The sequence below is a fragment of the Amycolatopsis sp. NPDC114505 genome, from assembly GCF_055633615.1.
In genome coordinates this window covers 3,548,737-3,563,649 of sequence record NZ_JBVKDV010000001.1, presented here as the reverse complement: position 1 = coordinate 3,563,649, position 14,913 = coordinate 3,548,737, and the positions used below count along the sequence as shown (strand labels likewise).

Below are 14,913 nucleotides of genomic sequence, written 5' to 3'. Positions count from 1 at the left end.
TCACCCCCGCTGCGCGGCGGCCGCGGTGGCCAGCTCCGTGCGGTTCGCGATGCCCAGCTTGGCGTAGACGTGCGCGAGGTGGGTCTTCACCGTGCCGCGGCTCATGAACAGCCGGGTGCCGATCTCCGGGTTCGTGCAGCCTTCCGCCGCGAGCTTCACGACCTCCAGCTCGGTCGGCGTCAGGCTGCCCCAGCCGCTCGACGGGCGGCCGCGCGCTCCTCGGGTCCGGCGGACGAACGCGACGACGTCGTCGAGGCTCATCGGCTCGTCCTCGGTCGTGAGGTCCAACCCGCCCGGCCGGCGCGGGAAGCCCAGCTCCGTCCGCACCCGCGTGGCCGAGACGAAGACCCGCGCCGCGTCGGCCTCGCGGCCGGTGCGGACGAAGAGCGCCGTCAGCGCGTCCAGGCTGTCGAGAACACCCAGGCGGAGTCCGTGGTCGAGGCGCAGCGCCAGGGCCTCGTGGTGCAGCTCGGCGGCCTGCTCCGGCTCGGCCAGGTACCCCTGCTGGTCCAGCGCGTCGGCCAGCGCCGACCGCAGGCCCCAGCGCCGGGTCAGCTCGACGGCGGTGGTCAGCACGGCCGCGGCTTCCTCGGTCCGGCCCAGCTCCCGCAGCACGGCCCCGCGTCCGGCGAGCCCCTGCGACGCCATGTACGTCCCGGGAACGGCCTCACGGGCGAACCACCGCTCGGCTTCGTCGAATGAGCCGCGACGCCGGTGCAGCTCGCCCATCACGCCCGCCATACCGGGCACGAAGACGTCGCCCGCGGTCTCGAGCAGCCGCAGGAACGGTTCCATCACGCGGAACCCCGCGTCGACCTCACCGGCCAGGCAGTGCACCAGCGCCAGCCGGCACAACGTCGTGTTGACCCGGTGGAAGTCCCCGAGCGGCGCGGCGACCTCGACGGCGTGCTCGGCGAGTTCGCGCGCCCGCGGCAGGTCCGCCGACGCGAGCGCGATCGCCGACCGGGCACTGAGGACGGTCGAGGCGAGTCCTCGATCTCCTCGGCGAAGGAGCCCTTCGGCCGCTTCGGCGAGCAGCGAGTCGGCTTCGCCGTGGCGGTCGCGGGCGTGGAGGACGATTCCGCGCAGCATCACGGCGCTGTCGCGGGCGAAGTCGTCGTCTTCCGCCGCCTTCTCGGCTTCGAGGGCGAGGTCCCAGGCGGCGTCGAAGTCCGTGTAGAGGTGCCCGAGGGCGGTCAGCGAGAGGCATCGCGCGCGCAGCCCCGCCTCGCCGACTTCGGTGGCGATCTCCAGGCCCAGGCGCGCGGCTTCGAGGTCGAACGGCGCCGTCGTGTCGGCGACCAGCCCCATCCCGGTGAGCAGCCGGGCCTGCAGCGGCGAGCGCTCGTCCGGGCAGCGGGCGACCGCGCGTTTCAGGTAGGCCAAGCCCTCGTGGCCGCGGCCCCGGAGGTTCCACAGCCACGCGACGGCGGCGGCGAGCCGGCGGCCGCGCTCGGGATCTTCCCGCGCCAGCCCCCATTCCAGGGCCGCGCGGAAGTTGTCGCGCTCGGGTTCCACCCGCGCGCGCCACGCGTCCTTGTCCCGGTCGAGGTCGGGTTCGGCGGCTTCGGCGAGCGCGAGGAAGTGGTCGAGGTGGCGGTCGCGGACGGCGTCGGTCTCCCCGGCCTCGGCGAGCCGGGCCGCCGCGTACTCACGCAGCGTCTCCAGCATGCGGTAGCGGCCGTTTTCGGCCAGCACCAAGGACTTGTCGACGAGCCGGCCCAGCGCGACCGGGCCACCCGCGGCGTCCAGGGTGAACCCGCCGGCGAAGACGGAGAGCCGGCGGAACACCGCGCGGTCCGCGTCGTCGAGCTGGTCGTGGCTCCACGCGATCGACGCGGCGAGGGTCTGCTGCCGGGCCGGCACCCCGCGCGGGCCGCGGGTGAGCAGCGCGAAACGGTCGTCGAGACCGGCGTCGATCTGGTGCGGGGTCAGGGTTCCGAGCCACGCGGCGGCGAGCTCGATGGCCAGCGGGATGCCGTCGAGCCGGGTGCAGACGGACCGGACGGCGGCCGCGCTGGAAGTGTCCAAAGTGAACAGTGGGCGGACCGCGCCCGCCCGTTCGACGAACAGCGCGACCGCCTCCTCGACGGCCAGCGGCGGCACGCGCCACACCGTCTCGCCCGGCACGCCGAGGGGTTCCCGGCTGGTCGTCAGCACGGCGACCTCGGGACAGGACCGGAGCACCTCGACGGCGAGGTCCGCGACGCCGTCGAGGACCTGTTCGCAGTTGTCGAGGCAGAGCAGGACGCGCCGGTCGCGCAGGTGGGTCACCACCGACCGGACGGCGCCGACGTGCGGCTCGACGGGCACCCCGAGCGTCGCGGCGACCAGCTCGGCGACTTCGGCGGGCTCGGTGTCGAGTTCGACCCACCACACCCCATCGGGCCATCGTCCGGCCCCGGCGGCGGCGACCTGCGCGGCCAGCCGGGTCTTGCCGCTGCCGCCGGTCCCGGCCAGCGTGACGAGCCGTCCCCCGGCCAGCCGCCCCTCGATGTCGTCAGCTTCGGTTCCGCGGCCGACGAAACCGGTCAGCTGCACCGGGAGGTTGTTCGGGGTCGTGTCGAGCGAGCGCAGGGGGCCGGGGCTGCCGCCGAGCTGGAAGATCCGCTCGGGCGCGGTGAGGTCCGGCAGCCGGTGGACGCCGAGGTCGTGCAGCGGCTTGCCGGGCAGTCCGGCGGCGGCGGGCGCGGAGACGAGCGTGCGGCCGTCGGCCAGCTCGCGCAGGTGCCGGCAGCGCCGGACAGCGGGTCCGGTCGGCGTGCCGTCGTCGCGGATCAGGGCCTCGCCCGTGTGGACAGCGGCTGGTCCGGTGGTCAACGTCGCGACGGCCTCTTCGGGCGTCGCGAAAACGGCCGGAGGTTCGTCGCCGGCGCACAGGATCGTGACCGTGCCCGCGGGCACCAGGTTCGTCTCGCTCATCGCCCGGCCAGTCTGCCAGCGAATCTCGGCCAGGTGGCAGATGTCCGCACCCCCGCCGCCTGCGACCTTCGATCCGTGGACACCTTCGAAGACCTGCTGGCCCGATGGCGCGACGCCGAGACGCGCGGCGACACCACCGCGTCCTTCCTGGCCGCCGGCTTCCGCGGCGACGGGCCCGACGGACTGGTGCTCGACCGCGACCACTGGCCCGGCCGGGCGCCGACGGCGGCGTTCCGGTGGACCCGGCTGGAGGTGACCGCCACCGTCGGTGTCGCGACCGGTCACCGCGACGGAGTGGGCTGCACGGTGGTGGCCGCCCGGCGCGATGACGGCTGGCGGATCGTCAACGTCCAGCGCGGCTCATGACAGCTTGGTCCGCAGCACCTTCCCGGTGGCGTTGCGCGGCAGTTCGTCCAGGAACTCGACGTCGCGCGGCACCTTGTAGCGCGCCAAGTTCGCCTTCACGTACTCGCGGACGCCCTCGACGTCGAGGTCCGCGCCGTCGGCCAGGACCACGAACGCTTTGAGGCGCTGGCCGAACTCCGGGTCCTCGACGCCGATCACCGCCGCCTCCAGCACGTCTTCACGCTCCACCAGGAGGTTCTCCACCTCGATCGGGAACACGTTCTCGCCGCCGGAGACGATCATCTCGTCGTCGCGGCCGTCGATGAACAGGAGGCCGTCTTCGTCGAAGTGGCCGACGTCGCCGCTCGACAGCAGGCCGTCGATGATCTCCTTGTGGCGGCCGTCGGTGTAGCCCCCGAAGCTGAGGCCGCTGCCGACGAACACTCGGCCGGTCACGTGCGGCTCGGTGATCTTGCCGCCCTTTTCGTCGTACAGCGCGACCTTGCAGCCGACCGGTGCCCGGCCGACCGTGCCGGGCGCGCGCGCCCAGTCTTCCGGCGTCGCGACCGTCGCCACAGCGACCTCGGTCGAGCCGTAGAGGTTGTGCACGACCGGGCCGAACGCCTCGTTCGCGCGGTTGCCGAGGTCCGGCGACAGCGCGGAGCCCGCGACGAAGATGATCCGCAGCGCCGACGTGTCGTACTTCGCCCGGACGTCCTTCGGCAGGTCGACGATGCGCTGCAGCATGGTCGGCACCAGCACGAGCGCGGTGCACTTGTGCTCGGCGACGCCCCGCAGCGCCTCCTCCGGCGTGAACTTGCGGCGCATCACGACCTTCGAGCCGAGCGCGAAGGAAAGGATGAACTGCGAGAGCCCGGTGCCGTGGAACAGCGGCGCGCCCATGTAGGTGGCCTCGTTGGACCGCAGCGGGATCCGGTCGAGGAACTGCGCCGACGCCAGCGCCGAGGTGTGCGGCCGCGGCGCGCCCTTCGGCGTGCCCGTCGTGCCGCTGGTCAGCAGCACGAAACCGCCCGGCTTGGCCGGCGCGGGCCACGGCCGGTCGTCGGTGCTGGCGATGATCTCGGACAGCACCGGCACGTCCCGGTCGCTCAGGTCGCTGTCCGGGTCGACCCAGGCCAAATAACGCTCGACGCCGTCGGGGATCGCGTCGAGGAGGTTCGTGAACTCCTGGTCGTACACCAGCGCCGTGACGCCCTCGCGCTTGGCGACGTCGGCCAGCTGCGGCTTCGCGAACCCGGTGTTCATCAGCAGCAGGCGGACGCCGAGCTTGCCCGACGCGGCCATCGTGATCACCAGGCCGCGGTGGTCGCGGCAGAGCGCGGCGACGACCTGACCCGGCTTGATCCCGCGCTCGGACCAGGCCCTGGCCAGCGCGTTCGACTGGTCGTCGAGCTGCTTGTAGGTCAGCGGGCCGAGCTCGTCGACGATGCCGACGGCGGTCGGGTCGCGGCGCGCGGAGATGTGGTTCGCGCCGGCGAACGGGCCGAACTTGCGCAACGCGACCAGCGACCGGACCCCCTCGTCGAGCCGGGGGAAGGGGACGAGACCCGCGCGGCGCATCACGTCCACGCTGCGCGCCGTCTCCGCCACCTTGTCCGCCACCTGCGTGGCGAGCTCGACCAGGCTCATCCGGGCACCTCCGTTGCTGCGGGAAGAGAGCCCATGCCGACGGCGGGCGTACCGGCGGTATGGGGGCTACTGGACAGTAAACCAACGGCGCCGCGAGCGCACCAGCCGCGCGTGGCCCGGTTTTTGTCGGTGGTGGCCGTCATGATGTCTCCGTGCAGGTGATCGCCGGGCGGGAGGAGGACGGGAGCTTCACCGTGCACGCACCGTCGTCGACGGCGAACGGCCTGGACGAGGCGGGTTTCGCGGCACTGGCGCGGGAGCTGGAGGCGACGCTGCGGCCGCGCTGGGTGTTCCCTTCGGTGGAGGGCGTGTATCCGGTGCTCGTCGCGGCCGGGGTGCGGGTCGGGCGCTGCTACGACCTCGCGCTGGCCGAGGGGCTGCTGCTGGCGCACGAGGGCCGGGAGGGGCAGTCGCGAAGCCTGCGCGCGGCCTGGGCCAGGGCGAACGACGAGGAGCCGCCGCTCGACTCCGCGGACGTCGAGCTGGCGCAGCCGACGCTGTTCGACACCCGGGTGCCGACGCTGCCCGAGGGCGTGACGGTCGTCACGGCGGTCCGGCGCGTGCTCGCGGAGCAGGAGCGGCGGGTCGCCGCGACCGGGCACCCGGACCGGATGCGGCTGCTGCTCGCCGCGGAGTCGGCGAGCGCGCTGGCCGCGGCGGAGATGTCGGCCGACGGCCTGCCCTGGCGCGCCGACCTGCACGAGGCGCTGCTGGTCTCCCGGCTCGGGCCGCGGGTGCGCGCCGGGGAGCGGCCGAAGGTGCTGGTGGAGCTGGCGGCGAAGATCAGCGAGGCGTTCGGCGGGCGGCCGGTCAACCCGGACTCGCCGCCGAGCGTGGTCAAGGCGCTGGCCCGCGCCGGGATCGAGGTCCCGGCGGCGCGGAAGTACCTGCTGAAGGGCATCGACCACCCCGCGGTCGGGCCGTTGCTGGAGTACAAGGAGCTGTCGCGGCTGTACGCGGCGAACGGCTGGGCCTGGCTCGAGGAGTGGGTCACCGACGGCCGGTTCCGGCCGCACTACGTCGTCGGCGGGGTGGTGTCCGGGCGCTGGGCCAGCCGCGGCGGCGGGGCGCTGCAGATCCCGAAGGTGCTGCGCACGTGCGTGCGCGCGGACCCGGGCTGGAAGCTGGTGGTGGCCGACGCGGCCCAGCTCGAACCGCGGGTGCTCACGGCGTTGTCGGGCGACCGCCGGCTGGCCGACGTCGCGGCGGCGACCGACCTGTACGCCCGGCTCGGCGAGGCGCTGTTCTCGGGCGCCCGCTGGGTCCCGGCCCCCGACGACGACCGCGACGACCGGGCGCGCGCGAAGATCGCGATGCTCTCGGCGATGTACGGCGGCACGTCCGGCGAAGCGGGGCCGCTGCTGGCGTTGCTGCGCCAGCGTTTCCCGGACGCGGTGTCCTATGTGGAGCACGCGGCGCAGGCGGGCGAGCGCGGCGAACGCGTCCGCTCCCGGCTGGGCCGGACCTCGCCCGCACCCTCGGCCGCCTGGCGCGCGCTGACCGGCGGGCTGGCTTCGGACGAGGCCGGGGAGCTGAAGGCCCGCCGCGCGTCACGCGGCTGGGGCCGGTTCACGCGCAACTTCGTCGTCCAGGCGAGCGCGGCCGACATGACGGCGGTGATGCTGGCGACGCTGCGCCAGCGCCTCCCGGATCCGGCCCACCTGGTGTTCTTCCAGCACGACGAGGTCATCGTCCACACGCCGGCCGCGCTGGCGGAGGAGGTGTCTTCCGCGATCACGGACGCGGTGGCGGAGGCCGCGAGAATGCTGTTCGGGGAGGCCTGCCCGGTGCGGTTCCCGATGCAGGTCGCGGTGGTCGACACCTACGCCGACGCGAAGTAGCCGTACCCGGACGGACGACACGCGCACGCAGATGGACGACACGGCGGTCGATCGTGTCGTCCGTCCAGGTACGCGTGTCGTCCGTCCAGGTACGCGTGTCGTCCGGCCGGGTACGCGTCAGCCGAACATCGAGAGCGTCTGCGTGCCGACGTCCTGGTTCGGCAGGGTCTTGCCCGGGTTGCCGCGGAAGTCGGTCCAGACCGGGTGCAGCCGGAAGTCGGCGCCGACCGCCGCCGCGGTGTAGTCGCCGATGAACACGCCCTGCAGCTCCTTGCCGGTCTCCGCGCCCGTCGACACGAACTGGACCTGCGGGTTCGCCGTCTGCGTCGTGATCCGGCGGATCGGGGACGAACGGTCGCCCCAGCCGGTGGCGTAGGCGTAGTCGAGGCCGATGCCGTGCGGGTCGTACGCGCGGGTGTAGAACGTGACCGCGACACGTCCGGCCAGCGCCGCGACCGCCGGGAACACCTCGTCGGCGCCCGTGCCGATCTTCACGGGCTTCGACCAGCCGTGGCGGCCGTCGGACCCGCTCAGGAACGCGTCGCCGTTCGTCTTGACCGACTCGCCGTCGCGGTAGGTGCCGTTGCGGTCGTCGGCCCAGGTCACCCACAGGTGATCGGTCACGCGGTCGTAGGTCAGCTGCGGGAAGCTGTTGACGCGGAAGTTCTCGCCGGTCAGCGCGTTGTTGGCGACGTCTTCGTCGACCGGGAAGTCGAAGTCGAGCGCCACCTCCGTGTTCCGGAACGTGCGTCCGCCGTCCCGCGAGGTCGCCACGACGACGGCGTCGTGATCGGCCGGCTGGTCGCACGCCGCGGTCGCGCACACCGACGTCTCGTAGGCGATCTGGAGCGTCTTGTCACGGGTGACGACCGGGTTCGAGCCGCTGCCGTAGGGCGTGATCCCCCCGTGGAAACCGGACAGTGACGGCGAAACCCGGCGCATCGGCGACCACGTCCGGCCGAAGTCGGCCGACTTCGACAGCACGATCGGCGACTCGACGAAGTTTCCGCCGTCGTCGTAGGTGAACTGCGTCCAGGTCACGTAGACGTCGCCGGACACGGGGTCGGCGGCGATCCACTCCTTGTCGTTGAAGATGTTCGTGGGCGTCGGCGTGCCGGCCGGCGTGAGGCCGTCGAGGTGCAGGATCGCCGGGTCGCCGAAGCTGCGCCCGCCGTCGTGGGACACCGAAACGGCGATGCCGCTGGCGAGCTGCTGGTCGTCGGGGACCGCCGCCCGGCTGAACAGGAGCGTGGCGTAGTAGACGGTGTTGTGCGGCCCGAACGCGACCGCCGGGTCACCCGCGGCGTCCATGTAGGACAGTGGAGCCGGCGCTCCGGTCGGGAAGTCCAGGTGCGGCAGCTGGACGTTCGCCCAGGTCCGGCCGCCGTCGAACGACGTGTAGGCGAAGCCGCCGGAGTCGTTGCGCGCCTCGCGGGTGTTGTAGAGCCGGTAGTCGTTCGAACCGGCGACGATGTTGCGCGGGTTCTCGGGGTTGACGGCGACGGTCGTCTCGTTCTGGGCGGTGCTGCAGCCGGTCTGGCTGCCGGTGGGCACGATCGTGTCGCCCGCGATGACGTCGTTGTTGGGAGCGAGCGGCCGGTACGGGTTCGGCTTGCCGATGTAGGTCTGGCAGAGCGCGGACAGCGCCGGATCGTCGCCGTCTTCCTCTTCCTCCTCGGCGAACTGCTCCTTCAGCAGCGGGTTCGGCACATCGTGCCGAGCCTCCGCCGCGATCTTGTGCTTACTGTGAAGCGGATCCACCGGCAGCGGCGACCCTCCGCCGGCGGCGTGCGCGGCCGGCGCGAGGACGACGGCGAGCGGCAGGACGAGCGCGGTGAGCGTGGCGAAGATTCTGCGCTTGGCGGATGAAACACCTGAGGACATCGGAAGATCCTTTCCCAGGAGGTCTTCAGCCGTCCCAGGCTTGACGCCCGTCCACGCGCGGTCAACCGACGGAAGTTCGGAGCCGGACATACCGGATTTCGGTAGCCTGGACCGATGATCGACTACGGTCTCGACCGGTCCGCGGTGGAGCGCGACCGCGCGCTGCCCGGGCCGGGTGGACGATCGCCCACCAGATCGCGCACCTCGCCGCGGCCGACGCGAACGTGCTCGTCGCCCTCCGGACGCCGGAAGCTTTCGACGTCGTGCCGGCGGACGCCGACCTCGATGCCGCCGCGGGTGCGGCCCGGCGCACTCGACTTCGGCCTGTGCGTCACCCAGCGCCGGACGCCGGCCGAAACCGGCCTCACGGCAGACGGCGACCACGCGCGGAAGTGGCTGGAGCTCGCTCGGGTCTTCCTTTAGGCCAGCGCGTCGTCGATGGCTTTCGTGATCCGCTTCAGCGACACCGGGTGTGCCGTCCCCAGCGTCTGCGCGAAGAACGAAACCCGCAGCTCCTCGATCATCCACCGCACTTCGTCCAGCGCCGGCGACGACGTGCCCGGCGGCAGGGAAGCCAGCGCGTCGGCGTACTCGCCGGTGATCCACGCGATGTCCGCCGTGCGCTGCAGGTCGCGGGTCGGCTCCGAGACCAGCTTCTCCAGCCGGCGCGAGATTCCCTGCAGGTAGCGCACCACGTTGCGCAGCCGCGAAGCACCCGTCGCCGTCACGAAACCCGGGTGGACCAAGCCCGAAAGCTGGGCCCGGATGTCGGCCAGCGACTCCGCCGGTCCGCGCGTCGAGGGCAGCGCCACCTCGACGTCGTTCGCCGCGCGGAGGATCTTCTCGACGTCGGTCAGCACGTCCAGCACCACCGGGTGCAGGCCCGCGCGGACCTTCTCCAGCAGGACCTTGAAGCCGGTCTCGTCGAACACCGGACCGCCGCCGGCCGTCATCAGGGCGTCCACCGCGCAGTCGACGCAGTCCTCCAGCAGCGCCGCCACGCTGCCGTGCGGGTTCCGGTTCAGCACCAGCTTCGACGAGTTCGACAGCGACCGCGTGATGAACTTCATCGGCGAGTTCAGGTTCAGCCGCAGCATCCGCCGCGTGCCCGCCCACATCGCGTGTTCCTGCTGCCCCGGCGTGTCCAGCATCCGCACCGCCACCGACGCGCCCTCGTCCACCAGCGCCGGGTACGCCTTGACGTCGTGGCCGCGCTGCGTCGAGGCGAACACGCGGGGCAGCGAGCCGAAGTCGGGCTTCGTCAGCCCCGCCTTCTCCAGGCTGTTGGCCGCCTTCGAGATCGTCTCCCGGACCTTCGGCGCCAGCTTGAGCCGCAGCAGCGAGATGTCCTTGCCCTCGGCGACCTTCTTGCCCCGCTCGTCGACCACCCGGAACGTCATCTTCAGGTGCTCCGGCACCGAAGCCGGGTCCCAGTCCGCGTACGGCACCGTGATCCCCCGCAGCGCGCGCAGCTCGCGGCCGAGCACCTCCAGCAGCGGACCGTCCGAAGGGGACACTCGCGAAAGGACGTACGCCGCGGTGTCCGGCGCCGGGACGAAGTTGCGCCGCAACGCCTTCGGCAGCGACTTGATCAGCTGCGTCACCAGTTCCGCGCGCAGGCCGGGTACCTGCCAGTCGAAACCGTCCTCGGTGACCTGGTTCAGCACGGGCAGCGGGATGTGCACGGTGACGCCGTCCGCGTCCGCGCCCGGCTCGAACTGGTAGGTGAGCTTGAAGACCTGCGTGCCCTGCGTCCACGAGTCGGGGTAGTCGCCCTCGCGGACACCACCCGCGGTCTCGTTGATCAGCATGGACTTCTCGAACGAGAGCAGGTCCGGCTGCTCGTGCCGCGTCTTCTTCCACCAGGTGTCGAAGTGCCGCACCGAGACGACGTCCGCGGGCACCCGCTCGTCGTAGAACTCGTACAGCGTCTGGTCGTCGACCAGGATGTCGCGCCGCCGCGCGCGGTTCTCGAGGTCCTCGACCTCTTCCAGCAGCGCCCGGTTCTCGGCGAAGAAGTGGTGGCGCGTCTGCCAGTCGCCCTCGACCAGCGCGTGCCGGATGAACAGCGCCCGCGACATCTCCGGGTCGATCCGGCCGTAGTTGACGCGGCGGTCGGCGATCAGCGGGACCCCGTACAGCGTCACCTTCTCGGTCGCCATCACCGCGCCCTGCTTGCGTTCCCAGTGCGGCTCGGAGTAATTGCGCTTGACGACGTGCCCCGCCAGCGGCTCGACCCACTCCGGCTCGATGCGCGCGTTCACCCGCGCCCACAGCCGCGACGTCTCGACCAGCTCGGCCGACATCACGAACCGCGGCTGCTTCTTGAACAGCGCCGACCCGGGGAAGATGCCGAAGCGGGCGCCGCGCGCGCCCAGGTAGTCGCCCTTCGCCGGGTCCTTGAGCCCGATGTGCGAGAGCAGCCCGGCGATCAGCGACGTGTGCACGCGCTGCGGGTCCACCGGGGCCGTGTTCGTGTTCAGGGAGATGCCGAGCGGTTTCGCCAGCTGCCGGAGCTGACTGAAGATGTCCTGCCACTCGCGCAGGCGCAGGTAGTTGAGGTACTCGGTGCGGCACATGCGGCGGAACTGGTTGCCGGACAACGCCTTCTGCTGCTCGGCGACGTACTCCCACAGGTTCAGGTAGGCGAGGAAGTCCGACGTCGGGTCGGCGAAGCGCGCGTGCTGCTGGTCGGCCGCCTGCTGCTTCTCCGCCGGCCGCTCCCGCGGGTCCTGGATGGACAGTGCCGCCGCGATGATCATGACCTCGCGGACGCAGCCGTTCTTCGCCGCCTCCAGCACCATCCGGCCCATCCGCGGGTCGACCGGCAGCTGCGCGAGCTTGCGGCCGATGTCGGTGAGCCGCCGGTCCGACGAGCTGGTGGCGGTGCTGTCGAACGCGCCCAGCTCCTGCAACAGCCCGACGCCGTCGGTGACCTGGCGGCGGTCCGGCGGCTCGACGAACGGGAACGCCGCGATGTCGCCCAGCCCCAGCGACGTCATCTGCAGGATGACCGACGCGAGGTTGGTCCGCAGGATCTCCGGGTCGGTGAACTCCGGCCGCGCCTCGAAGTCCTCTTCGGAATACAGCCGGATGCAGATGCCGTCGGACGTCCGGCCGCAGCGGCCCTTGCGCTGGTTCGCCGACGCCTGCGAGACCGGTTCGATCGGCAGGCGCTGCACCTTCGTGCGGTGGCTGTAGCGGGAGATGCGCGCGGTGCCCGGGTCGACGACGTACTTGATGCCCGGCACGGTCAGCGACGTCTCGGCGACGTTGGTCGCGAGCACCACCCGGCGCCCGCTGTGCTGCTGGAACACGCGGTGCTGGTCGGCCGCCGACAGCCGCGCGTACAGCGGGAGGACCTCGGTGTTGCGCAGGTCCGCCCGGTTGAGCACGTCGGCGGTGTCACGGATCTCGCGCTCGCCGGAGAGGAACACCAGGACGTCGCCCGGTCCCTCGGCGCACAGCTCCTCGACGGCGTCGAGGATCCCCTGCGTCTGGTCGCGCTCGTCGTCACCTTCGGGGTCGTCGGGGTCGACGAGCGGCCGGTAGCGCGTCTCGACCGGGTAGGTCCGGCCGGAGACCTCGACGATCGGCGCGTCGTCGAAGTGCTTCGAGAACCGCTCGGGGTCGATCGTCGCCGAGGTGATGATCACCTTGAGGTCGGGACGGCGCGGCAGGAGCTGCTTGAGGTAGCCGAGGATGAAGTCGATGTTGAGGCTGCGCTCGTGAGCCTCGTCGATGATCAGCGTGTCGTACTGGCGCAGCGAGCGGTCGGTCTGGATCTCGGCCAGCAGGATGCCGTCGGTCATCAGCTTGACCAGCGTGTCCTGCCCGGACTGGTCGGTGAACCGCACCTTGTAGCCGACGGTGTCGCCGAGCTCGGTCTTCAGCTCGCTGGCGATCCGGTCGGCGACCGTGCGGGCGGCGAGGCGGCGAGGCTGCGTGTGGCCGATCTGGCCGCGGATGCCGCGGCCGAGCTCGAGGCAGATCTTCGGCAGCTGGGTGGTCTTGCCCGAGCCGGTCTCCCCCGCGACGATCACGACCTGGTGCTTCGCGATCGCGGCGCCGATCTCGTCCTTGAGCTTGCTGACCGGCAGCTCTTCGGGGTATTCGATCTTGGGCACGCTTTCGCGGCGCGCCGCGATCCGCAGCTCGGCCTTGTCGATGTCGGCGGAGATCTGCGCGAGGGCGGCGTCGCGATCGCGAGCTTTGCGGGCACCGTCGAGCCGCCGGCGCAGCCGCTGCTCGTCACGCGGCATCAGCTCGGGCAGGCGCGCACGCAGCGCTTCGAAGGGGGATGACGTGGACATGCTTGGACCGAGGATAGCCGTGCGTGACGACGCGGGCCTCCCAATATCCCCGTGGCGTGACCGGGCGCACGCGAAAGGCCCCGCACCGGGTGGTGCGGGGCCTTTTCGAAACGAGGCTCAGCCCTGCTGGCCGGGCTGCTGCGGGTACTGCTGCTGCGGCTGCGGCTGGCCCTGGAACTGCTGCGGCTGGCCGCCGGCGTACGGCTGCTGCTGGCCCGGCGCCGGCGGCTGCTGGGCGAACTGCTGCTGCGGCTGCGGCGCGGACTTCGAGCGGCTGATCGCCACCGAGCCGCCGATCAGCACGAGGCCGAGGACGCCCAGCCCGATGCCGAACGTCGGCTGCATGTCGGTGGCCCAGGACAGCAGGCGGAATTCGTAGTCGAACTGCTCGAGGACGAGCGATCCGAAGCCGAGGACGGCGAACAGGATGCCGATGCGCATCATGATCGAAGACATGGAAAACCCCCAACAGGAAAGGGAAACAGGAGCCGGCCGCCCCGACGGCCCGCAATGGGACTCGAACAGTAGCGGCCGGTTCCCGAGCTGTCCCCGGATTTCCCGTTTTGTTATCTCATGTCCGCTGGAGTGAGTCCGGGCCCAGGTCGGCGAGGGTGCGGTGGCCGGAAAGTCCCATGGTCAGGTCGAAGTCGGCCAGCAAGCTCCGCAGCACGTGCCGGACGCCGTCCTCACCCGCGTGCGCCAGCCCGTACACCCACGGCCGGCCGACCAGCACCGCCCGCGCACCCAGCGCGATCGCCTTCAGCACGTCCGCGCCGGTGCGGACGCCCGAGTCGAAGAGCACCTCCATGCGGTCGCCGACCGCCGCGACGATCCCGGGCAGCGCTTCCAGCGCCCCGATCGCGCCGTCGACCTGGCGGCCGCCGTGGTTGGAGACGACGATGCCGTCCATCCCGGCCTCGGCCGCGCGGCGCGCGTCGCCGACGTGCTGGATGCCCTTGAGCACGATCGGGCCGTCCCAGTGCTCGCGCAGGAACGGCAGCTGGTCCCACGTCCGGTCGGTGCCGGTGATCATGCCGATCCAGGTGAGGATCGCCGTGCCGCGGTCCTCCTCCGGCGTCTTCGCCAGCCGGGACAGGAAGACGGGGTCGGTGAACGGGACGGCGAGGCCCTCACCCTGCAGGAACGGCAGGTAGGACTGGTCCAGGTCGGACGGTCGCCAGGCCAGCGTCCACGTGTCGAGCGTGACGACCAGGGCCGTGTAGCCGGCCGCCTTCGCCCGGGCCAGCAGGCTCGCGCAGACGTCCGGGTCGCCGGGCCAGTACAGCTGGAACCAGCGCGGGCCGTCACCGTTGGCCGCGGCGACGTCCTCGATACCGGTGGACGACGCCGTGGACAGGGTGAACGGGAGCCCCACCGAGGCGGCGGCGCGGGCGGTCGCGGACTCGGCATCCGGGTGCACGATCGACTGGACACCGACGGGCGCGACGGCAACCGGCGCGGCCAGCCGGGTGCCGAGCACGGTCGTCGAGAGGTCGCGGTCGGTGGCGCCGGTCAGCATCCGCGGCACGACGCGCCAGCGGTCGAACGCCTCGCGGTTGGCGCGGGCTGTCGCACCGGAGCCGGCCGAGCCCGCGACGTAGGAGAACGGGCCGGGCGCCATGACCTCACGGGCCGACGCTTCGAGCTTCGTCGCGTCGGTCGAGCACGGCGGCAGCACCCCACCGAGTCCTTGCAGGTAGAGCTCGTTCTGGTAGCTGCCGAAGCGTTCGGTCACGGCTTCCTCCTCGCGTTCGAACGCGCACTGTACTCGCCGGTAACGGCTCAGGCCGGGGCACGCCGCATCGGCCGCATCGGCGGCCTACCAGGCGGGTGGAACGCGGCTCCGTGGTCACGGAACCCGAGCCACCGCCCCGACCTCACACCACCGGACGCCGCATCGGCGGCCCACCAGGCAGGTGGAACGCCGGTCTGTGGTCACGGAACCCGAGCCGCCGCCC

9 protein-coding genes are annotated in these 14,913 nt (G+C 72.0%); 3 read left to right on the top strand and 6 right to left on the bottom strand.

Annotation, left to right across the window (positions count from 1 at the left end; all coding sequences use genetic code 11):
- Positions 1-2,922, bottom strand: a complete 2,922-nt coding sequence (locus tag ACZ7OU_RS17605) for a helix-turn-helix transcriptional regulator (RefSeq protein ID WP_470255794.1) — start codon at positions 2,920-2,922, stop codon at positions 1-3.
- Positions 2,923-2,997: 75 nt separating this feature from the next.
- On the opposite strand from ACZ7OU_RS17605, the gene ACZ7OU_RS17600 reads away from it, so the two are divergent.
- Positions 2,998-3,288, top strand: a complete 291-nt coding sequence (locus tag ACZ7OU_RS17600) for a nuclear transport factor 2 family protein (RefSeq protein WP_470255793.1) — start codon at positions 2,998-3,000, stop codon at positions 3,286-3,288.
- Here ACZ7OU_RS17600 and ACZ7OU_RS17595 read toward each other — a convergent pair.
- Entirely contained in the window at positions 3,283-4,917 is a 1,635-nt protein-coding gene (locus ACZ7OU_RS17595) for an acyl-CoA synthetase (protein WP_470240904.1), read from the bottom strand. The genes ACZ7OU_RS17600 and ACZ7OU_RS17595 overlap by 6 nt on opposite strands.
- Before the next feature lie 152 nt (positions 4,918-5,069).
- Between ACZ7OU_RS17595 and ACZ7OU_RS17590 the strand changes: the two genes are divergently transcribed.
- Positions 5,070-6,758, top strand: a complete 1,689-nt coding sequence (locus ACZ7OU_RS17590) for a bifunctional 3'-5' exonuclease/DNA polymerase (RefSeq protein WP_470255792.1) — start codon at positions 5,070-5,072, stop codon at positions 6,756-6,758.
- Positions 6,759-6,875: 117 nt separating this feature from the next.
- Here the strand turns inward: ACZ7OU_RS17590 and ACZ7OU_RS17585 are convergent, their stop codons facing one another.
- Positions 6,876-8,642, bottom strand: coding sequence for a sialidase family protein (locus ACZ7OU_RS17585; protein ID WP_470255791.1), 1,767 nt, complete (start codon positions 8,640-8,642; stop codon positions 6,876-6,878).
- 114 nt (positions 8,643-8,756) lie between these two features.
- Between ACZ7OU_RS17585 and ACZ7OU_RS17580 the strand changes: the two genes are divergently transcribed.
- Positions 8,757-9,065, top strand: coding sequence for a hypothetical protein (locus ACZ7OU_RS17580; RefSeq protein WP_470255790.1), 309 nt, complete (start codon positions 8,757-8,759; stop codon positions 9,063-9,065).
- Here the strand turns inward: ACZ7OU_RS17580 and hrpA are convergent.
- The 3 genes from hrpA to ACZ7OU_RS17565 form a co-directional block, all read right to left on the bottom strand.
- Positions 9,062-12,955, bottom strand: coding sequence for an ATP-dependent RNA helicase HrpA (gene hrpA, locus ACZ7OU_RS17575; RefSeq protein ID WP_470255789.1), 3,894 nt, complete (start codon positions 12,953-12,955; stop codon positions 9,062-9,064). The two genes, ACZ7OU_RS17580 and hrpA, sit on opposite strands and share 4 nt — an antisense overlap.
- A 117-nt stretch (positions 12,956-13,072) precedes the next feature.
- Positions 13,073-13,411, bottom strand: a complete 339-nt coding sequence (locus tag ACZ7OU_RS17570) for a hypothetical protein (RefSeq protein ID WP_470255787.1) — start codon at positions 13,409-13,411, stop codon at positions 13,073-13,075.
- 115 nt (positions 13,412-13,526) lie between these two features.
- A complete protein-coding gene (locus ACZ7OU_RS17565) occupies positions 13,527-14,690 on the bottom strand; it encodes a lactate 2-monooxygenase (RefSeq protein ID WP_470255785.1) in 1,164 nt (387 codons plus the stop codon).
- Positions 14,691-14,913: the final 223 nt, after the last annotated feature.